This is a genomic window from Xanthomonas sp. LMC-A-07 (assembly GCF_030208825.1).
Classification (GTDB): domain Bacteria; phylum Pseudomonadota; class Gammaproteobacteria; order Xanthomonadales; family Xanthomonadaceae; genus Xanthomonas; species Xanthomonas campestris.
Genome location: NZ_JARVTF010000012.1, coordinates 73,526 through 97,230 on the forward strand (window position 1 = coordinate 73,526; position 23,705 = coordinate 97,230).

Annotated in this window: 17 protein-coding genes; 12 read left to right on the plus strand and 5 right to left on the minus strand. The window is 65.4% G+C overall.

What is annotated here, in order from left to right:
* Positions 1-70 precede the first annotated feature (70 nt).
* From tatA to tatC, 3 genes are read left to right on the plus strand one after another with little or no spacing between them, the layout of a single operon-like run.
* A complete protein-coding gene (gene tatA, locus QRM89_RS13655; protein WP_011039162.1) occupies positions 71-298 on the plus strand; it encodes a Sec-independent protein translocase subunit TatA in 228 nt (75 codons plus the stop codon).
* Between the two features lie 15 nt (positions 299-313).
* A complete protein-coding gene (tatB, locus tag QRM89_RS13660; protein WP_042595857.1) occupies positions 314-901 on the plus strand; it encodes a Sec-independent protein translocase protein TatB in 588 nt (195 codons plus the stop codon).
* A complete protein-coding gene (gene tatC / locus QRM89_RS13665) occupies positions 898-1,635 on the plus strand; it encodes a twin-arginine translocase subunit TatC (RefSeq protein WP_011039160.1) in 738 nt (245 codons plus the stop codon). The genes tatB and tatC overlap by 4 nt, the downstream gene beginning before the upstream one ends.
* A 377-nt stretch (positions 1,636-2,012) precedes the next feature.
* Here tatC and QRM89_RS13670 read toward each other — a convergent pair whose 3' ends face one another.
* The 3 genes from QRM89_RS13670 to QRM89_RS13680 form a co-directional block, all read right to left on the minus strand.
* On the minus strand, positions 2,013-2,912 hold the full coding sequence (locus QRM89_RS13670; protein ID WP_011039159.1) for a BPSS1780 family membrane protein: 900 nt from the start codon (positions 2,910-2,912) through the stop codon (positions 2,013-2,015).
* 45 nt (positions 2,913-2,957) lie between these two features.
* A complete protein-coding gene (locus QRM89_RS13675) occupies positions 2,958-3,722 on the minus strand; it encodes a glutamine amidotransferase (protein WP_285448255.1) in 765 nt (254 codons plus the stop codon).
* Positions 3,723-4,289: 567 nt separating this feature from the next.
* On the minus strand, positions 4,290-6,101 hold the full coding sequence (locus tag QRM89_RS13680) for a GspE/PulE family protein (RefSeq protein WP_011039157.1): 1,812 nt from the start codon (positions 6,099-6,101) through the stop codon (positions 4,290-4,292).
* Positions 6,102-6,192: 91 nt separating this feature from the next.
* Between QRM89_RS13680 and glyQ the strand changes: the two genes are divergently transcribed.
* The 4 genes from glyQ to QRM89_RS13700 are packed head-to-tail and all read left to right on the plus strand — an operon-like array spanning position 6,193 to position 11,036.
* The gene (glyQ, locus tag QRM89_RS13685; RefSeq protein WP_103701759.1) at positions 6,193-7,101 is read left to right on the plus strand and encodes a glycine--tRNA ligase subunit alpha; all 909 of its coding nucleotides are present in this window, start codon (positions 6,193-6,195) and stop codon (positions 7,099-7,101) included.
* 28 nt (positions 7,102-7,129) lie between these two features.
* Complete coding sequence (locus tag QRM89_RS13690; protein ID WP_225041038.1) at positions 7,130-7,372, plus strand: hypothetical protein; 243 nt, start codon at positions 7,130-7,132, stop codon at positions 7,370-7,372.
* Positions 7,369-9,462, plus strand: a complete 2,094-nt coding sequence (gene glyS / locus QRM89_RS13695) for a glycine--tRNA ligase subunit beta (protein ID WP_285448256.1) — start codon at positions 7,369-7,371, stop codon at positions 9,460-9,462. The genes QRM89_RS13690 and glyS overlap by 4 nt, the downstream gene beginning before the upstream one ends.
* Positions 9,462-11,036, plus strand: a complete 1,575-nt coding sequence (locus QRM89_RS13700; protein WP_285448257.1) for a tetratricopeptide repeat-containing sulfotransferase family protein — start codon at positions 9,462-9,464, stop codon at positions 11,034-11,036. Before glyS ends, QRM89_RS13700 begins: the two co-directional genes overlap by 1 nt.
* Before the next feature lie 190 nt (positions 11,037-11,226).
* Here QRM89_RS13700 and QRM89_RS13705 read toward each other — a convergent pair whose 3' ends face one another.
* Positions 11,227-13,926, minus strand: a complete 2,700-nt coding sequence (locus tag QRM89_RS13705; protein ID WP_285448282.1) for a TonB-dependent receptor — start codon at positions 13,924-13,926, stop codon at positions 11,227-11,229.
* A 237-nt stretch (positions 13,927-14,163) separates the two neighbouring features.
* Between QRM89_RS13705 and QRM89_RS13710 the strand changes: the two genes are divergently transcribed.
* From QRM89_RS13710 to QRM89_RS13730, 5 genes are all read left to right on the plus strand, one after another.
* On the plus strand, positions 14,164-15,945 hold the full coding sequence (locus QRM89_RS13710; protein ID WP_285446673.1) for an autotransporter assembly complex family protein: 1,782 nt from the start codon (positions 14,164-14,166) through the stop codon (positions 15,943-15,945).
* Complete coding sequence (locus tag QRM89_RS13715) at positions 15,942-19,799, plus strand: translocation/assembly module TamB domain-containing protein (RefSeq protein WP_285448258.1); 3,858 nt, start codon at positions 15,942-15,944, stop codon at positions 19,797-19,799. The genes QRM89_RS13710 and QRM89_RS13715 overlap by 4 nt, the downstream gene beginning before the upstream one ends.
* 635 nt (positions 19,800-20,434) lie before the next feature.
* Positions 20,435-20,863 carry a hypothetical protein gene (locus QRM89_RS13720; protein ID WP_228424401.1) on the plus strand — a complete coding sequence of 143 codons (429 nt, stop codon included), beginning with the start codon at positions 20,435-20,437 and terminating at the stop codon, positions 20,861-20,863.
* 10 nt (positions 20,864-20,873) lie between these two features.
* Entirely contained in the window at positions 20,874-21,323 is a 450-nt protein-coding gene (locus tag QRM89_RS13725; protein ID WP_161962901.1) for a 3-dehydroquinate dehydratase, read from the plus strand.
* Positions 21,304-21,531, plus strand: coding sequence for a hypothetical protein (locus QRM89_RS13730; RefSeq protein WP_075286351.1), 228 nt, complete (start codon positions 21,304-21,306; stop codon positions 21,529-21,531). The genes QRM89_RS13725 and QRM89_RS13730 overlap by 20 nt, the downstream gene beginning before the upstream one ends.
* Positions 21,532-21,756: 225 nt before the next feature.
* Here QRM89_RS13730 and QRM89_RS13735 read toward each other — a convergent pair whose 3' ends face one another.
* Positions 21,757-23,484 (minus strand): PQQ-binding-like beta-propeller repeat protein, encoded by a 1,728-nt coding sequence (locus QRM89_RS13735; RefSeq protein ID WP_285448259.1) that lies wholly within the window; start codon positions 23,482-23,484, stop codon positions 21,757-21,759.
* Positions 23,485-23,705 lie beyond the last annotated feature (221 nt).

Below are 23,705 nucleotides of genomic sequence, written 5' to 3' on the forward strand. Positions count from 1 at the left end.
GGCTGTCATCCCCCTGCGCGGTGCGGTGGGGTATCCTGAGTCTCCTATTCTTCAAGCGAGCGAGCGGATCATGGGCAGTTTCAGCATTTGGCACTGGCTGATCGTGCTGGTGATCGTGCTGCTGGTGTTTGGCACCAAGCGGCTCACCAGTGGTGCCAAGGATCTCGGCAGCGCAGTCAAGGAATTCAAGAAGGGCATGCACGACGACGACAAGCCGGCCGGCAAGCTTGGCGACGACTCGCGTAGCGCCGAGCAGGCCCGCGAGGCGCAGGCCGAGCGCGACCGCGACGCGCGCTGATCCGGAACAGCGTCCGTGTTCGATATTGGGTTTAGCGAGCTGGCGCTGATCGCGGTGGTTGCCCTGGTGGTGCTCGGTCCCGAGCGCCTGCCCAAGGCCGCGCGATTTGCCGGGTTGTGGGTGCGCCGCGCGCGCATGCAGTGGGATTCGGTCAAGCAGGAACTCGAACGCGAGCTCGAAGCTGAAGAGCTCAAGCGCAGCCTGCAGGATGTACAGGCCTCGCTGCGCGAAGCCGAAGGCCAGCTGCGCAATACGCAGCAACAGGTCGAAGACGGCGCCCGCGGCCTGCATGACCAGGCACGCGAACTTCACGACGAGGTCGGCCGCGATATCGACATCCGCACCAGCGCCACGCCGCTTGCCGCACCGCTCGAGCTGCCGGCCGATGCACCGGTGGTACTGGAGCCCGGCAACGCGCAGCCGCACACCCCTGTTCCAGCGCCTGCGCCGGTGGTTGCCCAGGCACAACCGATGGCGCCGGCGCCCAAGCAGACCTTGGTGCCGGCACCGCACGGCAGCCTGACCTCCACCCCGGTCACGACGCATGCTCCCAGCGCGTCGGTGACCGCCAGCAGCACCAGTCCCCAGGAGAAGACGCCGTGAGCCTGTTCGACGACGCACAGGCCGAAAGCAGTCTGATCGAGCATCTGGTCGAATTGCGCAGCCGGTTGGTCCGCGCGCTGATCGGTCTGGGTGTGGTGCTGATCGCGTTGCTGCCGTTCTCGCGCACCATTTACTCGTGGCTCGCCGCCCCGCTGATCTCGCAGCTGCCGCTGGGGCAGACGATGATCGCGATGAACCCGGCCGGCGCGTTCTTCGCCCCGCTCAAGCTGACCTTCTTCGTGGCGGTGTTCTTCAGCGTGCCGTGGCTGTTGTACCAGGCCTGGGCATTCGTGGCGCCGGGCCTGTACCAGCGCGAAAAAAAGCTGGCTTTCCCGTTACTGGCCTCGGCGGTGGCGCTGTTCTACATCGGCTGTGCGTTTGCGTACTTCCTGGTGCTGCCGGCGGTGTTCCACTTCCTGACGACCTTCAAGCCGGACGTCATCGCCATTACGCCGGACGCCAACTCTTACCTGGACTTCGTGCTGGCGATCTTCTTTGCCTTCGGCGCGAGTTTCGAGTTGCCGGTGGCGCTGGTGATCCTGGTGCTGATGGGCTGGGTCAGCCCCAAGCAGCTGAGCGAAGGCCGCGGCTACGCCATCGTCGGCATCTTCGTCCTGGCCGCCGTGCTGACCCCCCCGGACGTGGTCTCGCAGCTGATGCTCGCCATCCCGATGTGCCTGCTCTACGAACTGGGCATCATCGCCTCACGTGCCGTGGCGCCGAAGGCGAGTTAGTGCGCGCAGCAGTACGGCTGCTTGCAGGAGCGCGCTCGTGCGCGACGAGGCCTTACCGGTAGAGCCGCATCGCGCGCAAGCGCGCTCCTACCAGGCTCGGCTCATCCAAAAGTAGACGTGAAGGCATGATCTGGTTCTAGGGCGTGCCATAGCCGCCCAAAGCAACGGCCACACGCGCGATGAGAGAGCGCTAGCAAATGCGGCTTCGTAGGAGCGCACCCGGGCGCGAAGGGCTTTGCCGGGAAATCTCCGGCGCCCAGAGAGGCTAGCCTCCGCGCTCGCCAGAATGGCTTCTGGTAGGAGCGCACTTGTGCGCGATGAGGCTTTACCGGTAGCGCTTCATCGCGCGCAAGCGCGCTCTTACGGATGCTGCGGTATCAGGCAGCAAACACGTCCGGGCGCGAGGGCGGCGGCGGGCGGGCGACGGCGCCTTCGTGGGTGAACATCTGCTTCCAGGCCGCGTACACGGAGCCGGCGAAGACCGGCATCAGCACGGCCATCAGCAGCAGCTGGGCCAGCCACATCGCCACGGTCTGGCCGGCCACCAGGCCGACGATCAGCGCCACGATCATCACCGCGAAATAGATCGCGAAGATGGCGATGAAGGCCAGCACGAAGAACACCAGCATTGCCGGCAGGTTGTGCAGGCTGGCCCGCAGGCTTTCGCGCAGCGCATGGCCGCCGGTGCTGCGGTCGAACATCACCTGCGGCGGCATCACGAACAGGGCCAGCGTCAGCGCGGCGAAGGTCGCCACCATCAGCAGCAACCACAGCAGGATGCGGCCGGCCGGCAAGCTGGCGGCCAGCTGCTCGATTTGCACCGGGTCCGGCTGCGCGCCGGACTGGCTGATCTCGTTGATCTTGACCATCACCTCGGACAGCTGCTGCAGCCCGCTCGGGCCGATCATCACCAGCAGCAGCACGCCCAGCACCAGGCCGGCCAGCAACTGCGGCAGCAGCGAGACCAGCAGATGCGGCGCGCGGCCGTCCTGCAGGCCGTGCAGCAGGTGCCCAGGCCGGGCAACGCGGCCTTCGTCCACTTCGCGCACCGCCCACAGCAGGCCACCCATGAACAACGGGCCGGCCAGCACCATCAGGAATTGCAGCGCCGGGCCCAGCAACGGCACCAGCACCGACAGCGACACCACCAGGGTGGCGGCCACACTCCAGATCACCCCCAGCGTGCCCAGCGCCAGCGGCGCCCGCTTCAGCAGGGAGAACCCGGTCAACAGCCATTCTGCGCCGGCAGATGCCGGCACCTTGCGGATTTCGCTCATTCCCATTCCGGATCGATACGCACCGGACCACCCGGCGAATGGGGATTATCGCTGCTTTTGCGTGTGCGCGGCGGGATGGCCGGCCACAGTTTGCAAGCCACGTGCGTGGTGGACGAAGCGCCGCAGCAGCTTGCGCGCCATCGGTGCGGCGCTGACCTCGCTGGCCACGGTGCGGGCGCAGCGGCCGTGGCGGGCGATGCAGTCCGCCCGCGCGCGCACATAGCCGCGCATGTGATGGGTGGCGAACTCGGGGTGGAACTGCACCCCCCAGGTGGACTGGCCCCAGCGGAACGCGTGGCACTGATCCTGCGGCGAGCGCGCCAGCACCACCGCGCCGTCGGGCGCACGCAGCACGGTCTGCAAATGGGTGGCATGGGCCGGGAACTGCGGCGGAAGCCCGGCGAACAAGGGGTCTTCGTGCGCGGGCGGGTGCAGTTCCAGGGCGATGGTGCCGGATTCGCGCCCGGCCGGGTTGTAGTCGACCTGCCCGCCAAGCGCGTGCGCGATCAACTGGTGGCCGTAGCAGATGCCCAGCAAGGGCATGCCGGCGTGGGCGGCATCGCGCAGCCACTCGGCGCTGCGCTCGCTCCAGTCGGCGCGATCGGTGACGAACGCGGCCGAGCCGCTGATCAAGGTGCCGGCAAAGCCGCGGCGGTCGGGCAGGCGGTCGCCGTTGGTGACATCGATGACCACCGTCTCACGCTCGCCCAGCCCGGCCGCCACACGGATCCAGTGCGGAAATCGCCCGTACCGTTTCATCCCCGACACAGGATGGCCGGTTTCGATGATCAGGAACGGCAAGGCGGACATGCGGACGAAACACCCGGCAGCGATGGATGGGTCCGATTGTAGGCAGCAGCGCCCGGGTTTTTTCAACTGGCGTGCCAACGCATGTAACTAAGGTTATGCCGGATGGCTATGTATGAGGTTTGGAGACCGGGCTAGGCGGGGGGGGGCTGGCTACGCGCGCTGTGCAGGGAAGAGCAGTGATGGTTGAGATGGTTTGTGGTCACGTTGGTCCCCGACTTGAGTGTGCAGTGATCGCCGCGCCACCGATCCGGCCGTCCTCGGCCGTGCCGCGGACTTGGTCAATGGTGAGAATTCCCCCGCCGATGGCGACATGTGCGTGCTGACGTACCCTCATCCGCCCTTCGGGCACCTTCTCCCGCTGGGAGAAGGGAGCAACGGTGTGAGAACGGAGCGAGCCCCTCTACCGCCCGGGCGATAGGGCACGGCTTGCGCGCCACTGGCGCGCGTGCCTTCGGGCGCCCACGTCGCAAACGCGGGCCGGGGCGCGATCGAGGCCCCTCTCCCGCCGGGAGAGGGGTTGGGGTGAGGGTTGCCTGCGCCGTTAACGGTGCAAACCCCGGCAATCCGCTATTCCCGAGGTGGCAACACCGACAGCACCTCTTCCACCGTGGTCAGGCCGGCGGCGACCTTTTCCAGGCCGGTGCGGCGCAGGGTGCGTAGCCCGTCGCCGCGGGCGGCCTGGCTGAAACTGGCCAGGTCGGTGTCGGCGCGGATCAGACTGCGCAGGCGTGGGGTCACCGGCAGCAGTTCGTACAGGCCCACGCGGCCCAGGTAACCGGTGCGGCGGCATTCCAGGCAGCCGACCGGGGCGTGCACGGTGAGCACCTCCGGCAAGGCTTCGCCCGGTTCCTGGATGGCCGCCCAATCCGCCTCGCTGAGCGTGTGCGGGCGCTTGCAATGCACGCACAACGTGCGCACCAGGCGCTGGGCAAGCACGCCGTTGAGCGTGGAGGCGACCAGGTAATGCGGCACGCCCAGATCGAGCAGGCGGGTGATCGCCGAAGCGGCGTCGTTGGTGTGCAGGGTGGACAGCACCAGATGCCCGGTGAGCGAGGCCTGCACCGCCATCTGCGCGGTTTCCAGGTCGCGGATTTCGCCGATCATGATGATGTCCGGGTCCTGCCGCAGCAGCGTGCGCACGCCGCTAGCGAAATCCAGGTCGATGTTCTGCTGGACCTGCATCTGGTTGAATTCGGGGGCGATCATTTCGATCGGGTCTTCCACGCTGCAGACATTCACATCCGGCGTGGCCAGGCGCTTGAGCGTGGAATACAGCGTGGTGGTCTTGCCCGAGCCGGTCGGGCCGGTGACCAGCACGATGCCATGCGGGCGCTCCACCAGCGCGCTCCAGCCGGCGGCTTCTTCGGCGCTGAAGCCGAGTTGTTCGATGCTCTTGAATGCCGAATCCGGGTCGAAGATACGCATCACGCACTTCTCGCCGAACGCGGTGGGCATCGTGGACAGACGCATTTCCACCTCGCGCCCGCCCGGCGACCGGGTCTTGATGCGGCCGTCCTGCGGGCGGCGGCGTTCGGCCAGGTCCATGCGCCCGAGCACCTTGATCCGGCTGACCACCGCGGTCATCACCGTGGGCGGCACTTCCAGCACCTTGTGCAGCACACCGTCGATGCGAAAACGCATGCGCCCGGCTTCGCGGCGCGGTTCCAGATGGATGTCGCTGGCCCGTTGTTCGTAGGCGTATTGCAGCAGCCAGTCGACGATATGCACGATGTGGTGATCGTCGGCGTTGACGTCGCCGGCGCGGCCCAGTTCCACCAGCTGTTCGAAGCTGGGCAGGCCCGAGCCGGGTTCGGCACTGCGCGCATCGCCACGCGCGCCACGCACCGATTGGGTGACCCCGAAGAACTCCATCGTGTAGCGGTGCAGATCCAGCGGGTTGATCAGCGCCAGCTCGATGCGCCGGCGGCTGAGGTGCTGCACGTCTGCCAGCCAGTCCAGCGCCAGCGGCTCGCTGGTGGCCACCAGCACGCGCTCGGCGTCCAGTGCCAGCGGCAGGATGCGGTGGCGGCGTGCATACGCATGCGAGACCACGCCGGTGACCGCGGCCACGTCGATGCGGGTGGGGTCGATGCGTAGGTAGCGCAGCCCGGTGCGGGTGGCCAGCCATTCGGTCAGCCGCTCCAGGCCCAGTTCACCGGCCGGCGGCTGCGCGGCGTGCAGCTTGAGGTTGGCCAGCAGCACCAGCGGATGCACTTCGCTGGCGTTGCGCACGCCGGCAGCGGAGAACTGCACGCGCTCGTGTTCGTGCGGCACCACCATGCCATCGGCCAGCAGCGCGGCGGCCACCGGATCGAACATCAGGCGTCCGCGCGGCAGCGGTGCGGAGGTGCTGGGATCGGCCGGGCGCCGCTGTTCCATCTGCTGTAGTCCCCTGCGGCGGTGCTCCCGCGGCAAAGCGCTGCGGGTCGGCCGGTATACTAGCGCACCCCTTCCGCACGGCCTTTGCTGCATGTCCGATTCCCGGCGCGTTCCAATCACTTTCCAGGGCCTGATCCAGACCCTCAACCAGTACTGGGCCGAACAGGGCTGTGTGCTGATCCAGCCACTGGACCTGGAAGTGGGCGCGGGCACGTTCCATCCGGCGACCTTCCTGCGCGCGCTGGGACCGGAGCCGTGGAATGCGGCCTACGTGCAGCCCTCGCGCCGTCCCACCGATGGCCGCTACGGCGAAAACCCCAACCGGCTGCAGCGTTACTACCAGTACCAGGTGGCGATGAAGCCCAACCCGGACAACATCCAGGACCTGTACCTGGGTTCGCTCAAGGCGCTGGGCATCGACCCGCTGGTGCACGACCTGCGCTTTGTCGAAGACAACTGGGAATCGCCCACGCTGGGCGCCTGGGGGCTGGGCTGGGAAGTCTGGCTCAACGGCATGGAGGTGACCCAGTTCACCTACTTCCAGCAGGCCGGCGGGCTGGAGTGCAAGCCGGTGCTCGGCGAGATCACCTATGGGCTGGAACGGCTATGCATGTACCTGCAGAGCTGCGACAACGTCTACGACCTGGTGTGGACCTACGGCCCGGATGGCACGCCGGTGAGCTACGGCGATGTGTACCACCAGAACGAAGTGGAGCAGAGCGCCTACAACTTCGAGCATGCCAATGTGGAAGAGCTGTTCCACCGCTTCGACGCCTGCGAGGCCGAAGCCAAGCATCTGGTGGAGGTGGGCCTGCCGCTGCCGGCGTACGAGCAGGTCACCAAGGCCAGCCACGCCTTCAATCTGCTGGATGCGCGCCGTGCGATCAGCGTGACCGAGCGCCAGCGCTACATCCTGCGGGTACGTGCATTGGCGCAGGGCGTCGCGCAGGCCTACTACGCGCAGCGCGAGAAGCTGGGCTTTCCCGGCGTGAAGCGCTGAGCCGACACCGGTGCGACCGAACAGCGAAATGATCTGGGCGATTGGCGCGCTGTGGTCGGCGCCGCTGGCGTTCGGCTACTTCTGCGCCTGGTGGGCGCAGCAGCGCGGCCGCAACGCACTGGGCTGGTTCCTGTTTGGCTGCTTTCTGCTGCCGGTGGCCGGGCTCTGGCTGCTGGCAATCAATGGCGACGACCGCGATGGCCGCGGCAAGTCGAAAGACAAAACGATTGGGCGCGGCGACCTGCTGGCGACCCGGAAGGACGTGATATGAGCATGCAACCCCTGCTGATCGAACTGGGCACCGAAGAGCTGCCGGTCAAGGCGCTGCCGGGCCTGGCGCAGGCCTTTTTCGACGGCGTGCTGGCCGGGCTGGAAAAGCGCGGCGTCGCCGTCACCCGTGGCGATGCCAAGCCGCTGTCCACACCGCGGCGCCTGGCCGTGCTGCTGCCCGGCGTGGCCACCGAGCAGCCCGAGCAACGCTCCGAAGTGCTGGGCCCGTATCTCAACATCGCGCTCGATGCCGAAGGCAAGCCGACCAAGGCGCTGGCCGGTTTTGCGGCCAAGGCCGGGATCGACTGGACCGCGCTGGAGCGCACCAGTGACGCCAAGGGCGAGCGCTTCGTGCATCGCGCGGTGACGCCGGGCGCACAGACCGCCGCGCTGCTGCCGGAGATCCTGCGCGAAGCGATTGCCGCCATGCCGATCCCCAAGCCGATGCGCTGGGGCGCGCACGAATACGCCTTCGCGCGGCCGGTGCAATGGCTGGTGCTGTTGTTCGGCGATACGGTAATCCCGGCCGAGCTGCTGGGCGTGCGTGGCGACCGCATCACCCGCGGCCACCGGTTCATGCATGACGGCGACATCGCGCTGGCGGCGCCGGGCGATTACATCGACGCGCTGCGCGCCGCGCACGTGCTGGTGGATGCCGATGCACGCCGTGCGCGCATTGTCGAAGAAGTCGATGCGGCCGCTAGGCAGGCCGGCGGCAGCGCACGCATCAGCGACGACAACCTGGAGCAGGTGGTCAACCTGGTCGAATGGCCGTCGGCGGTGCTGTGCAGTTTCGAGCGCGCGTTCCTGGCGGTGCCGCAGGAAGCGCTGATCGAGACGATGGAGATCAACCAGAAATTCTTCCCGGTGCTGGACGACGGCGGAAAATTGACCGAGCAGTTCATCGGGATTGCCAATATCGTCTCCAAGGATGTCGCCGAAGTGGCCAAGGGCTACGAGCGCGTGATCCGTCCGCGGTTTGCCGATGCCAAGTTCTTCTTCGACGAAGACCTCAAGCAAGGCCTGGAGGCGATGGGCGCGGGCCTGGCCAGCGTCACGTATCAGGCCAAGCTGGGCACGGTGGCCGACAAGGTTGCGCGTGTGGCGGCGCTGGCGGAAGCAATTGCGCCGCAAGTAGGTGCCGATCCGGTGCAGGCGCGTCGCGCCGCGGAATTGGCCAAGAACGACTTGCAGTCGCGCATGGTCAACGAGTTCCCAGAACTGCAGGGTATCGCCGGCCGGCATTACGCCAAGGCTGCCGGTGAGCCGAGCGAAATTTCGTTGGCGATCGACGAGGCCTACCAGCCGCGCTTTGCCGGCGACGACATCGCACTGTCGCCGCTGGGCAAGGTGCTGGCGATTGCCGAGCGGTTGGATACCTTGGCTGGTGGCTTTGCGGCCGGCCTGAAGCCGACTGGCAACAAGGACCCGTTCGCGTTGCGGCGCAATGCGTTGGGATTGGCGCGGACGGTGATTGAGTCTGGATTTGAGTTGGATCTGCCGAAGCTGATTGATGTGGGCCTGGCGTCGTTGCCGGATGCAGTGAAACCGCATGCCGACCGCAACACAGAGACGGTACGGGCGGATCTCTACGACTTCATCCTCGACCGCCTGAAGGGCTACTACGCCGACAAGGGTGTGGCGGCCACGCACTTCAATGCCGTTGCCGAGTTGACGCCCGCATCGCTTTACGACTTCGACCGCCGCATCGACGCCATCGGCATTTTCGCCACCTTGCCTGAGGCCGAAGCGCTGGCTGCAGCCAACAAGCGCATCCGCAACATCCTGCGCAAGGTCGAAGGTGAAATCCCCGGCGACATCGACACCACGCTGCTGCGCGAACCGGCCGAAGAAGCCCTGGCCGAAGCAGTGGAAGCGGCCATCGGCGACACCGGCGATGCGCTGCACCGCCACGACTACGTCGCCGTGCTCGCCCGCCTGGCGCGCCTGCGTCCGCAGGTGGATGCGTTCTTCGACGGCGTGATGGTCAATGCCGACGACCCGCAACTACGCGCCAACCGGCTCGCCCTGCTGAAGAAGCTCGGCGACCGCCTGGGCAGCGTGGCCGCCATCGAGCATCTGTCCAGCTGATGGCGACCTCCGCCGGCGCGGTTCACTGGCAACACGCCCAGGCCGCGCTGGCACGTCGCGACATGGGCGTGGCGGCCGCCGCGCTGCAGGCATTGCTGGCCGAAGAGCCTGCGCATGTTGCGGCACGTGTGCTGCTGGCCGGCACCGTGCTCGCCAGCGGCAGGATGCGCGAAGCCGTCGCGCAGTTGCGGCTGGCCGCCCAGGACCTGGGCGATGATGTGGCCTTACGTTGCCGGGTGGCGCAGGCGCTGCTGCGTGTTGGCGAGCACCGTGCATTGCATGCACTGTTGCGGCATCCTTCGGTCACTGGCTGTCACGATGGCGCGACCTTGGCGCTGCTGGCGCATGTGCATCAATCCCTGGGCGAACACCCCGAAGCGCTGGCGATGATGCAACGCGCGCAGGCCGCTGGCTTCGATGGCGCGGACTTCCGGTTTTTCCTGGCCGTGCAATTGCAATTCAATGGGCATCTTGATGCGGCCGCGCAGGCGCTGGACCATGTGCTAGCGCAGTCGCCCGGCTATGGGCGTGCGTCGTTGACGCGTGCGCGCCTGCGCCGCCAGACCCACGCCAGCAACCATGTCGACCACTTGCAGCACCAGCTGCGTCAGGCTGCGCCGCAAAGTGAAGATCGCGCTGCGATCGCCTTCGCGTTGTACAAGGAACTGGAAGATCTGGGCGATACCGAGGGCGCCTGGCAGGCGCTTGCGCACGGCAATGCGGTGATGCATGCCCGCCTGCGCCATGACGCCGCCGCCGAGGCCGGGTTGTATGCGCAGTTGGGTGCCTTGGCCGAGCAGGGCGTGTTCTCAACGCCCGGCGCGCAACAGACGCAGGGGCCGCAACCGATATTCGTGCTGGGCCTGCCACGTTCGGGCACCACGGTGCTGGAGCGCATGCTCGGCAATCATTCGCAGATCGTGTCGGCTGGCGAATTGAACGACTTTGGTCATCAGTTGCGCTGGGGCGCCGACCAGGCGGGCCGCAGCCTGCTGGACGCGCGCCTGCTGCAGGCGTTTCCCACACTGGACTACGCGCAGATCGGCCAGCGTTATCTGAAACAGACCCAATGGCGTGCCGGTGGCGCGCGTTGGTTCATCGACAAACTGCCGGCCAATGCGGTTGCGATCGGCGCGATTGCTCGCGCCCTGCCCAATGCGGTGATCGTGCATCTGGTGCGCGACCCCATGGCGGTGTGTTTCTCCAACTACCGTGCGCTGTTCGGTGACTCCTATGCGTATAGCTACGATCTGACCACGCTGGCGCGTCACTACCAGGCGTACCACGCATTGATGGCGCAGTGGCGCGCGGCCTTGCCCGGGCGCGTGATCGATGTGGACTATGCGCAGATGGTGCGCGCGCCATCTGCGATCCTGGAACAGTTGATGGCGCGCTGCGGCTTGCAGATCGAACCGGAGCAGGTCGACATCACCCGCAATGCGGCGGCCTCGGCCACCTTGAGCAGCGTACAGGTGCGCGAGGGCGTGCATGCACGCAACGTCGAAGAATGGCGCCGCTATGCCACGCAGCTGGAGCCGCTGCGGCAGTCCTTGTTGCAGGCCGGGCTGATCTGAGCCACTTGCCTGGGGCACTGGGGCACTGGGGCACTGGGTCGCTGCCCGACGCGCCGATGCAGCCCATCCCTTTGATGTATCGCCCGCCCGCGTGGCCCTCTGATGGACAAACACGGCTGCACCAGCCAATCCCTGAAACACCAACGGCAGCCAGTGGCTGCCGTTGGTCGAAGACGGCCTGACGGTAACGTCAGAGCGCGCCGAAACGCCAGTTCAATTCCAGCATGTAGGAACGGCCATAGCCGGTGTAGTTGAAGATGTTGTAGTACGGGTAGTCGGTGTAGGTACGATCACGCGGTGGGCGGGTGTCGGCGAGATTGTTGACGGTGGCCGTCAGCGAGATGTCGTCGTTGATCGCATAGTCCAGTGTTGCATTGAGCGTGGTCCAGGCGCCGACCTTGCGTGCGCCTTCCACCGCATAGCCATCGGTGCTCTGGCCCGCGGTGAAGTTGGGCGTACGGCCGTAGCGCTGGCCGAACAAGGTGGTGGTCCACGCATCTTTCTGCCAGGTGATCGAGGCATTGGTGATGCTGCGGAACTCCGAAGAGAAGAACGGCTCGCTCAGCAGGTCGCGCACCGGGTCTTGCGGGAACTGCTGGCTTTCGTGCTTGAGCGTGAGGTTGTACTGCGCGTCGAAGACAAACAGGCCCCAGGATTCGGTGGCCAGGTTGTAGGTCGCCTTGGTCAGCACGCCGGAGATTTCCTCGTTGGAAATATTGACCGGGTTGATGCGGATGTTGCTCAGGCGATTGGGTACCGGCGCATCAGCGGCCGTGCGGTCGATGCGCGACAGCGCATCCACGCAGGTCGGCGAGTTGATGTCCAGGGCACCGAGCCGGCAGGCCGATTCGTTCTGCAGTAATGCATCGGTGCTCAGGTCGCTGACCTTGTCATCGATCTTGATGTTGTAGTAATCGGCATTGACGCTGAAGCGTGCGCTCGGCGACCACACCACGCCGGCGCCCCAGGATTTTGCGGTGATCGACTTCAGATCCGCATTGCCGGACCGACGGCCCTGGATGCTGGTGCCGGCATAGGTGCAGTCGGAAATCGGCACACCGGGTTCTTCAACCGCGCAGCGGTAATAGTCATTGACGCCCTGGAAGAAGCCGCTGTCGCCAGCGAACGAGAACGCCATGTCCGGTGCCTTGAACGCGGTGGCGTAGTTGCCGCGGAACAGCAGCGAATCGATTGGGCGGAACTCCAGCGCAGCCTTGTAGGTGAACTTGGAGTCGCCACCGCCGCCCTGGTTCTTGTAGTCATCGTAGCGGCCGGACAGGTTGGCCGTGAGGGTGCTCAGGATCGGCACCCGCATTTCGAAGGCGGCCGCCCAGTTCTCGCGCTTGCCACTACCCTGGGTGCCGGTCAGCTGGTAGAAGTCGCCGGCGATCACGCGTTGGTCGGTCGGGTTTGTCCAGTACTGATTACCGGCCTGCAACACACCGGCAATGCCGACCGCACCGGCCGGCATGTTGAACAACTCGGTGTTGGTCAGCTGCAGGTTGACGTTCTGGGTCCAGGTCCTGGACTTGGTACGGATTTCGTCGTTGAAGCTGCGGTACTGCGCCGGCGTCAACGCGCGATAGAAGTTGGCATCGTTGGGCGAATAGATCGGGTAGCCGTAGTACTCGCCCTGCTGAGCGCCAAGGAACTGTTCGCGGAAGAAATCCTCGATGCGGTCGGCCAGCGGCCACTGCTGACGACTGTCGATGCGATATTCCGAGCGTGCGTAATACGCATCGTAGGTCCAGTTGCTGGCACCCAGGCCGCCTTTCAGGCCGAGCGCGATGTTGTAGGAGTCGGCGGTCTGGCGGTTGTTGTTGAAATCGTTGCCGCCGGTTTCTTCCGGTGCAAAAACGCGTTGATAGCTTTCGAGCTGCTGGCTGTCGCCGTTGTAGAACAAGCCGCCGGTGTCGACAGCACTCTGCCAGAAGCGGGGTCCGCTATTGACCTCGACCTTGGTGCGATTGAGCAACAGGGTCGAGTACAACTCGGTGTTGTCGTTGAACGCATAGCTCAGGTTCGCATAGCCGCTGGCGCTGCGTTCCTTGTTGAGGATGCTGGCGTAGCCTGGTACTGCGCGGCTGCTGCAGAAGTTGCCGCGGTTGGCGCGGTTGTCGTATTGCACCGACCCATTGAACAGCGCGCCCAACGCAGCGCAGTTGTCTGCGCCTGGATCGACATAGGTCGCCGGCGGGCCGGGGAGGCTATGCAGCGCGATGCGTGAACCATAGCGCAGCGTCGGGTCCGGATTGTCGTTGGTGGAATCGAAATCGCGGCGCTGATAGCCGTAGATCGGATCCTGATTGTTGAGCTGCAGGCCCCACACGATGTTGGCGCCGCCGATCTCGTTGCCGCCGGTGAGCTGAAAACGCTGGTTGTTGCCGCCACCGCCGTCGTAGGTGCCCATGCGGTAATTCATCTGCACGCCGTCCATGCGCTTTTTCAGAATGATGTTGACCACACCGGCAATGGCGCTGGAGCCGTAGATCGAGGACTGGTTGCCGGGCGCCACGTCGATGCGCTCCACCATGCCCACCGGCACGCTGGCCAGATCGACGAAGTTGCTCTGGCCGTTGTAGAGCAACGGGTAGTCGGCCATCGGCCGGCCATCGATCAGCACCAGGGTGAAGCCGGGATCCAGGCCAAGCAGGCTCAGCGACTTCGCGCCCGCGGTGAAGCCGTTGCTGAACTGGCCATCCTGGACCGCACCGGTCGCCATCGGCTGCGAGCGCAGCACGTCGTAGACGTCCTTGAAGCCGCGCCGCTGGATGTCCTGGGCGGTAATTGAAAAGACCGGGGTTGCGGTTTCGACCTGGGAACGCGGAATCAATGACCCGGTCACCGTCACCTTGTCCAGTTGAGTCACTTCGCCTTGCGCCTGCGCCATTGCAAGCGATGGCATGGTCAGGGCGGTGCACACGGCGGTAACCAGCAAATGACGCTTCATGTAACGAACCTCTCTCTCCAAAGGTCTAACGGGCGTGCGGCAATCGGGAGGCCACACGCAATGGGTGTCAACAAAACGTTAACGCGTACCGACTGTACCCAGTTCAGTCCGGTACCGTATAGGCATGTTTCTTCAGATTTTTTGTCCCTTCACGCATAGGCTGGGTATCCTTTGCCGATGCTTAAAGTCGCGTTTGCTCTTTCCCTGCTGTGCACTCTGCTGATTCCGCTGCAAGCGGCTGCCCGCGGAACCATCGACAAGATCGAGATCAAGGGGTTGGACGGCGACGACGACGCCGAGATGATCGAGAACATCGAGGTGTCCTTGTCGCTGTATGAGGCTGTCGGCAAGGAGCAGGGTGAGTCGCGGCTGGAGTACCTGCTGGCGCAGGCGGAGCGGCAGACGCGCGAGGCGTTGGAGCCGTTTGGTTATTACTCGCCCACCATCGACATCGCCGCGCCGCGCGATGGCGAGCGCCTGACCGTGGTGATCACGGTGAACCGTGGCGAGCCGGTGCGGGTGCGCCAGTCGCATATTTCGATCACCGGCTGGGCCGAGCAAGACCGCTACCTGGGCCAGGACCTCAAGCAGTTCGAGCCGCGCGAAGGGCAGGTCTTCAGCCATCCGCAGTACGAAGCCAGCAAGGTGCGCATCACCCGCCGCCTGGCCGAGCGCGGCTACTTCGATGCCGACTTCACCCAGCGCCGGGTGGCGGTGACGCGTGCCGAGCATGCCGCCGACATCGATCTGAACTGGGACAGCGGCCGCCGCTACGACATGGGCACCGTGCGCTTTGACTACGATTATTTCCGCCCGGGGCTGTTCGAGCCGCTGGTGTACTGGGACGAGGGCAGCTACTACCACGAAGGCAAGCTGGATCGGCTGCGCGAGTCGCTGACCAAGCTCGATTACTTCAGCACCATCGACATCCAGCCCAAGCCGGAGGAAGCCGATGACCAGGGCCGGGTGCCGGTGGACGTCAAACTCACCCGCGCCAAGCGCACCGTGTATACATCCGGTCTGAGCTATGGCAGCGAGAGCGGCGCCGGTGTGCGCGGGGGCGTGGAGCGGCGCTATGTGAATTCGCGCGGCCACAAGATGGACACGCAGCTGGACTACGCGCAGAACCGCAAGAGCCTGACCACCAGCTACCGGGTGCCGGCGTTCCGCTGGCTGGATGGTTGGTACACCGCCTCGGCGCGCCTGTACGACGAGCAGACCGAATACATCGACCTGCGCAACGTCAAACTCACCGGCAGCCGCAGTGGCCAGATCAACGAGCGCTGGAGTGCGATCGCCTCGATCAACGCCTTGCGCGAGCGTTGGCGTTTCAGCAGTGGCAGCGATTTCACCGATGCCGTGTACGAGACCTCCACGCTGATCTATCCGCAGCTGCAGGCCAACTACGTCAATGTCGATGACCGGCTGTTTCCACGTAGTGGCGTGTCCGGGCAGATGTTCATCCGCGGCGGCGCCGAGGGCGCCGGGTCGGACACCAATTTCGGTCAGCTCTATGGCCAGCTACGGTGGTTCCTGGGCGCCGGCGAGAATGGGCGGGTGATCCTGCGTGGCGAAGGTGGCACCACCTGGACCAGCGATCTGGTGGCGATGCCGCCGAGCCTGCGGTTCTTTGCCGGTGGCCCCAACAGCATCCGCGGCTATGCATTCCGCGAAGTGGGCCCGCGCACGCCCAAGCCGGACGAATTCGCGCTGGGTGCCAAGAACGTGGTCACCGCCAGCGCCGAATACGAGCATTACCTCAAGGGCGGGCCGTGGGGCGGAGCGGTGTTCGTCGATAGCGGCAGTGCCTTCGATGACACCCCGGACTGGCGCACCGGCATTGGCTTCGGCCTGCGTTGGCGCTCGCCGGTGGGGCCGGTGCGGGTGGATATTGCGCACGGCTTGAACGATCCCGATTCGCAGTTCCAGCTCTACATCGACATCGGGGCGAACCTGTGAGTACACCAACGCCCCCCACCAGCCCCGTGCCGCGCCCGCGCTTCTACCGGCGGCGCCGGTTCTGGGTGGGCTCCGGCCTGACCGTGCTCGGCCTGGGCCTGCTGGCATTGATTGCGTTGTACTGGTTGCTGCAGACCGTGGCCGGGCGCGATGTGTTGCTGGCCCAGGTCACCGCGCGCCTGCCGGTGGGTGCCAGCTTCACCTATGGCAGCGTCGAAGGCCCGGTGGCCGGCCCGCTGACCCTGCGCAATGTCGACTTCAGGTATCAGGACATCCACTTCACCGCCGAGCGCGTGTACCTGGAACCCGACCTGCGCCCGCTGCTGGGCCGCAAGCTGCAACTGGATGCGGTGCAGGTCAGCAATGCCACGTTGAACCTGGGCAAGAGCGACGAGCCCTTCACCCTGCCGAGCTGGCCGGAGTCGCTGCCGCAGATCAATGTGCCGCTGGCGATCCAGGCCGACCACATTGGCGTGGACAACCTGCGTATCACCCAGCTGCAACAGCCAATGATCACCCTGCACCGCGTGCAGGGCGGCCTGGAAGTGGCCACCGGCGAATTGCGCACGCGCAATCTGGTGGTCGATACCGACATGGGCGACTTCCGCCTCAACGGTGATTACGTGCCCAGTGACGATTACCGCGCCGACCTCACCGCCACCGCGGTGTTGCCGGCCGCACGTGGGCGCACGCCGGCCAGCCTGGGGCTGGTGGCACGCGGTGACCTGGACAAGATGGAAGTGGCGATCGCCGGGCGTGCGCCGGCGCCGCTGCGTGCCAGCCTGGTGTTCACCGGCCGCGACGACCCGACCTGGGCCTTCAAGGCGGTGACCGAGGCTCTGGATACCTCGCTGCTTATACCGGCGCCCGCCGGGCAGGAGACCCCGCCGGCCACGCCGATCGCGCTGGACCTGCAGGCCTCGGGCAAGGGCGGCAAGGCCGACCTGCGTGGCAGCGTCAAACAAGGCGAGTTAAGCGCCACCTTGCAGCCCTCGTACGTGAGCCTGCAAGACCAGGTGCTCACGGTGGAGCCGCTGATCATCGATGCGTTCGAAGGCCGCACCCAGCTACGCGGCAGCGCCGACTTCCGCGACCCCGACAACGCGAGCTTCCGGTTTTCGGTCAATGCCAGCGGCCTGCGCTTCACGCCTGCAGCAGACCCCGCCACCCCGGACGCGCCGGCGGTGCCGGTGGAACTCACCGACGCACGCCTGGGCCTGGCCGGGACGCTCAAGGCCTGGGCCGCCATCGGGCGGGCCACCGTGCAGCGCGATGGCCAGCAGGCCGAACTGGTGTTCGACAGCCGCGGCAACGACCAGCGTGCCCAGCTCAGGCAGGTGCAGGCCAAGACCCCGGGCGGCTCGCTGGATCTCACCGGCAAGGTGGCCTGGGCACCCGCACTGCAGTGGGACCTCACCGCGCAGCTGGCCAAGTTCGACCCGGGCTATTTCGTGCCGGGCTGGAACGGCAATCTTTCCGGCCAGGTCGCCTCCAAGGGCCGCCAGTTGCCGGCACCGGCCGGGGGCGTCTCGCCCGGCTACGAGGCCACCGCCGACATCCCGACCCTGACCGGGCAGTTGCGCCAACGGGCGCTGTCGGCCAATGGCAAGTTCGCCTTGCGCGGCACGCAGGGCGAAGGCCAGCTGCAGCTGGCACTGGGCAGCAGCCGCATCGACGCCAAGGGCACGGTGGGCGACCAGCTCGACATCGCGGCGCAATTGCAGCCGCTGCAGCTGGACGACCTGTTGCCTGGCGCCACCGGCACCGTGCGTGGGCAGCTGCAGGTCAACGGCCGCCGCGATGCGCCGACCATCACCGCCGACCTGGCCGGCACTGGCCTGCGCTGGAACGACTACAGCGCGCAGAGCGTGAGCCTGCGCGGGCGCCTGCCATGGAGCGGCAGCGACGGGCAGTTGGCCTTGCAGGGCACTGCCATCGAAGCGGGCGTGGTGCTGGATAGCGTGCGCGTGCAGGCACGCGGTGCGGTGGAAGCGCTGCGGCTGGATGCGGACATCGCCAACAGCATGGCCAGCGTCGCGCTGCAGGGCGATGTGCGCCGCAACGGCGCGCGCTGGCAGGGGCAGGTGAGCACGCTGCGCATCGTGCCGGCCAAGGGCGATGCCTGGGCGCTGCGCCAGCCGGCGCAGTTCAGCACCGAAGGTGCCGCATTCACCCTGTCGGACACCTGCCTCGGCGCAGCCACCGGCGGTGCGCTGTGCGCCAGCGCCAACTGGCCGCGTGAGGGCATGGTGGTGCATGGCGATGCGTTGCCATTGTCGCTGGTGCAGCCGTGGCTGCCCAAGCAGGAAGGCCGGCAGATCTATCTGCGCGGTGACCTCACCCTGGACGGCAGCTTCAAGCCACGCGGCAATGCCTGGGAAGGCTCGTTCCGCATCGCTTCGCCAGAAGGCGGCGTGCGCCTGGGCGAGAACCGCTACGCGGCGGTGGCCGGCAATCCCAATCGTGGCGAGTTGCTGCGCTACGACCAGTTCAGCGTGCAGGCCGATTTCACCCCGCAACAGATCCAGGGCAAGCTCGGCGTGGGCTTCCAGGGCAATGGCTTTGTGGACGCCAAGTTCAACACCGGTTGGGATGCGTACGCGCCGCTCAACGGCGAGCTGTATCTCAACATGTCGCGGCTGTATTGGCTGGAGCTGGTGGTGGCCGATGTGGTGCGCCCCAAGGGGCTGGTCGAAGGCCACGTGAGCCTGCGCGGCACGCGCGACAAACCGCTGCTCGGCGGCGATGCGACCTTGAGCGATTTCACCGCTGAATACCCGTCGATGGGCCTGACCCTGAGCGAGGGCAAGGGCCGCTTCGACGCGCTGCCGGATGGCTCGGCCAAGATCACTGCGTCGGCCAAGTCCGGCGACGGCACGCTCAACATCGATGGCGGGCTGTCGTGGTTCGGCACCAGCACGCCGCTGCTGCTTAATATCCGCGGTGAAAACGTGCTGGCCTATAACACCAGCGAGTTGCGCATCGTCGCCAACCCGGACATGCAGTTCGGCATCGTCGACACCACCATGCAGCTGCGCGGCAAGGTCACCGTGCCCGAGGCCGACATCGATCTGGAACGGCTCGACCGCGGCACCTCGGTGTCCGAAGACGTGGTGGTGCTGGACCCGGTGGACCCGGAAGCCGCACCCGCTTCGCCGTTGGATATGGACCTGGCCATCGTGCTCGGCGACAAGGTCAACATGAGCGGTTTCGGCCTGAAAGGCGGGCTGAGCGGCCAGATGCAGATCCGCGCCCGCCCGGGCCGCGAAATGACCGCCAATGGCGGGCTGGACGTGCGTGGCCGCTACAAGGCTTATGGCCAGGATCTGACCATCAGCCGCGGCCAGCTGACCTGGAACAACAACATCGTTTCCGACCCGCGCGTGAGCCTGCGCGCCGAACGCAAGATCGGCGACGTCACCGCCGGTATCGACGTCAGCGGACGCGCCGAATCGCCGCGTGCGGATGTGTGGTCGGAGCCGGCGATGTCGCAATCCGAAGCGCTGTCGTACCTGGTGCTCGGCCGCGGCCTGTCCACCGCCAGCAGCGACGAAACTCAGCAGGTCAGCGCCGCCTCAGCCGCGCTCTCGGCCGGCAGCAGCCTGATCGCCTCGCAGATCGGCGCCAAGCTCGGCCTCGACGAAGCCGGGGTGAGCGAATCCAGCACCGTCGGCTCGGTCGTGGGCTTCGGCAAATATCTTTCGCCCAAACTCTACGTCGGCTACGGCGTCTCGATGGTCGGCAGCGGCTCGGTATTGACGCTCAAATACCTGCTCAGCCGCGGCTTCGATGTGGAAGCCGAATCGAGCACGGTGGAGACCAAAGGCTCGATCAATTGGCGGCGGGAGAAGTAGGGGTCAACAGCTCGCTGGCGGAAACTGCTGGTCCATCTGCGAAGTCTGCCGCCGGTGGCTTGCAGATCTTTGTTGCGTTGATAGAAGGTTATATCAGTTGCGTCGGCATGTAGCTTCCGAGTGGTGGTGAGAAATGACTCCAGTCGGACTGATCTACGATTGACCCGGAAGTGGTGTTGCACAATGATTTCCAGGTAATTCAGGCAAGCGAGCACAGCATGAGGGGTGCGAGAAGAAGATGGCTTCGGACGGTTGTCGCTTATCAGGTCGGTTACATCATTTTGTTTTCCGTGTTCTTTCTGATACTCCAGTGGTCTGGAGTCGATTTGGCATTGGCCAAAACCGTGAAGATGTTTTTCTTCTCGGAATTGTTGCTAATGGTAGCGCTGGCAATCGACTACAAAAAAATGCTTAGGCGGTAATTGAACGCCCTGCGGGACAGTGTTCCCAGGGCATAAACGCGTTTCAGCCCTGTGCGTTGAGCATTGTCATCACTTGCATGTCGCGCCGTTTCGACTGATGACGGCAAGCCGTTACGTACTCTTTATGCCCGCGAAGTGTAGCGGGCATAGCCTCTTTACGCCGTGCAGACCTACCTTGGCACTCCCGCACTGTGGTGCGTTGAGCCAAACACGATGTGTATCCTGATTTTGCGAGGTCCTCAGGCCGATCCGGCGCAGTTGTTGCCGATGCAGTTGCCCGAGTGTGCTGGCCGTGCGTTGCGCACGCTGGTGTGTGCGGATGTCGATAGTTTGATCGCCGGGTTGCAGGCGGCTGGTGGCGATGCCGAGGTGGAGCTGGTGTTGTTGGACTCAGGCGATCTTTCGCCGTCCGCGCATGCGCATGCGAAAGCCTTGCGCGCAGCATTGGATGCGCTACCCACGCCGTACATCGAGCTGCATGCTGATGCGGCGCAGGAACTGGAGCCATGGCTGCATCCGCATCATGCGCCGCTGGCGGTGGTGATTACGCCGCACGATGCATCACGCGCCTATGCGATGTCATTGGGGATTGCGGCGCGTTGTCTGCCGTCCTTGTGCGCGCCGTTGCGCGTTGCTGCCTGAGGAGGCTGACATGTCGATCATGATCGTGCGTGGGCCGGAAGCGGCGATGCCGTTGGTGCGTGGTCCGCAGCCGTTGCCGCGTGCCGTTATCCGGCAACTGGTGGCGTGCGCCGGGGACGCGGGTAAGACGGTAGCCTTGCGTGCCTGCGGGTCGGAACAGGAGTTGCTGGATGCGCTGCGTGTGGCTGGTCAGGCGCGGATGGAAATCGCGCTGATCGATCCGGGCAGTTGCGTGGACAGCGTGCGCTTGCATCGTGTGCTCAGCGCATTGCCGTATCCGTTCGTGGAGGCTCACGACGACAGCGTGGATCGGCCGGAGCGTTGCCTGCCGGAAGGCTTCGGGCAACGTATCGCCACGGTGCGGGGCTACTGCGCGCAAAGTTATCTGCTGGGGTTGGAAATTGCGCTTGAACATCTGGGCTGCACGGAGATCCAGGGCGATGTCCACGTCGGTACCTGAGCGGCGCCAGCTGCATTATTTCGCCGACTATGAAGGCTATTGCGATGGTCGGCCTGTGCTGTGGGGGCAGCTTGCCCATAGCGTGGACGTACCGGCCGATGGCGTGCTGGATGCCGCCGGGCTGGTGTGTGCCTTGCGCCGCCGTGCGGCCGAGGCGCATGGGCTGGAAGCGGGGCAGATCCGGTTGTGTCAGGTCACGCGCCTGTAGCGTTGCGTAGCGCGAGAGTTGCACGGCAGAACGCATCTGCGCTGAGCAATGTCGCTAGAGCTGGGAAAACATCCCGCGGCCTTCAAGCATCCCCAACACGAAGCGCAGGCGGGACGCACCACGCCTGCAATCCGATTTACAGAAGCAACGACGCCGCCCGAAGGCGGCGACGTTGTAGTGCTCAAATAACGCGTCGTCGACTGCAGACGACGCGCTCAACAACGATTACTTGGCCGCGCCGCTATCCGGCACGAACTTGATCAGCTGGTTGCTGGTGGCGGCGGTGCCGAAGTTGAAGCGGCCATAGCCCGCGCCCCAATACAGCGCGCCGTCGACCACTGCCGGCGAGCTGATCACCGAACCGGTGGCGTTGTAGTTCCACAATGTGGCGCCGGTGTCGGTATCCAGGGCGACCATGTTGCCGGCCATCGAACCGGCATACAGCAGGTTCGGCGACACGGTCAGCGAGCCCTGACCACCGGCCGGCACGTTCGGATTGACGCTGTTTACGCCGGGCACCTTGACCTGCCACTTGATCTTGCCGGTGGCCGCATCCAGCGCTGCCCACGAGCCGCCGTTGTGGCTGACGGTGTTGTCCGGCCCCAGGGTGTAGGTAGCGTTGGAGCTGTTATTGATGGCCACATAGACCTGCGACTTGTACGGGTCGAACGCGGTGCCCCACTCGACGCCGCCGGTGGTGCCGCCCGGGCCCACCTGCGTGGACCACACCTTGGCGCCAGTCCTGGCGTCGAAGGCCCAGTAAATGCCGCTCTTCTGGCCGGCGCCGACCAGCTGCTGCGGCTTGCCGTCGCGCCAGACGGTGAACAGCTGTACGCCGGCGCCGCCGAAGTCGTAGTCAGGCCCGGTCAGGTTGGTGGCCTGCGTGTTCGGGCACAGCCCATTGGTGGGCGCCACGATGCAGGACAGGTTCCAGGCGTCGTAGCCCTGCGCGCGGTCGGCCCAGGCCAGCTTGCCGGTGTCCAGGTTCAAGGCGACCACCGAGTCGACGTAGTTGTCCGGCGCCATGCAGTTCAACTCATCCTGCACGGTGAGTTCGCTGCCGCGGTAGGAGCGCGCATTGGAGACGCAATTGCCCACGCCAGCGGGGATGTTGTAGTTGTTGCCGGTGCCAAAATACAGGCGGCGGCTGATCGGATCGATTGCCACCTGGCCCCACACCGATGCGCCGGTATAGCCCTCGGGCACGTTGTAGAACTGCCACACCTTCTTGCCGGTGTTCAGATCCAGTGCCACTACGCTGCCGCGGAAGCTGAAGGTGTGGTTGGCGGCCAGGTTGCCCCAGTCACCCGAGGAAATACCTACGTAGATACGGTTGCCGTAGATCACCGGCGAAGAAGTGATGCGTGCCTGCGGGTTGGATTCGGCCAGGCTGCTCCACAACAGCTTGCCGGTCTTCTTGTCGATTGCCATCACCGTACCGGAGGCCTGGTCGCCAACGATGATGCTCTTGCCGCTGATGGCTGGGGTATTGCGGGTCACCGAGTTGGCGTTGCCGGTGTAGTCGGACAGCTTGGCCTGCCAGTTCGGCTTGCCGCTCTGCGTGTCCACGCTATACAGCGTGCCGCCCCAGTCGGGCACGTACAGCGTGCCGCCTTCTACGCTCGGCGTCGCCGAGATATCGCCAGTGGTGGTCAAGGTCCACGCCGGCTTGAGGGTCGGGGCGGTGGTGCGATTGATCTTCCATTCGCCAGGCGCGAAGCGGCTGTTGAAATAACCGCCACCGGCGGTAGGCCAATTATTTGGGCTGGCAAACGGAAGATTGCTGCCAAAGGAACGCCAGACCTGGCCGGACGCTGCAAAGGCGCGGGTATCCAGGGAGGACACCGACGGTGGGGCGGTTGTGCCGGACTGGGCGAAAGCCACTGCGCTGGCGAGCAGGCAGGGGATGAGCGTCAAACTGCGAAACCGCAAGCGGCGAAGAGAATTGGTCATCACGGCGTGTCCATTGGTGAAGGAAAGCGCTGAATCCCCCCGGATCTGCGTGGTGAAGATCGCCGATTGCGATGACCGTGCAACCCGTCGGCGGCGCCGTGTTCATGTCACGGTCGGGTCTGGTTGTATCTGGTAGTACCAGCTTGGAAAAATTTTGTTCAGCGCGTTCGTTATTCGCACAAATAGTGATGATGCATCACGATCTGCGCGGGCTGCGATAG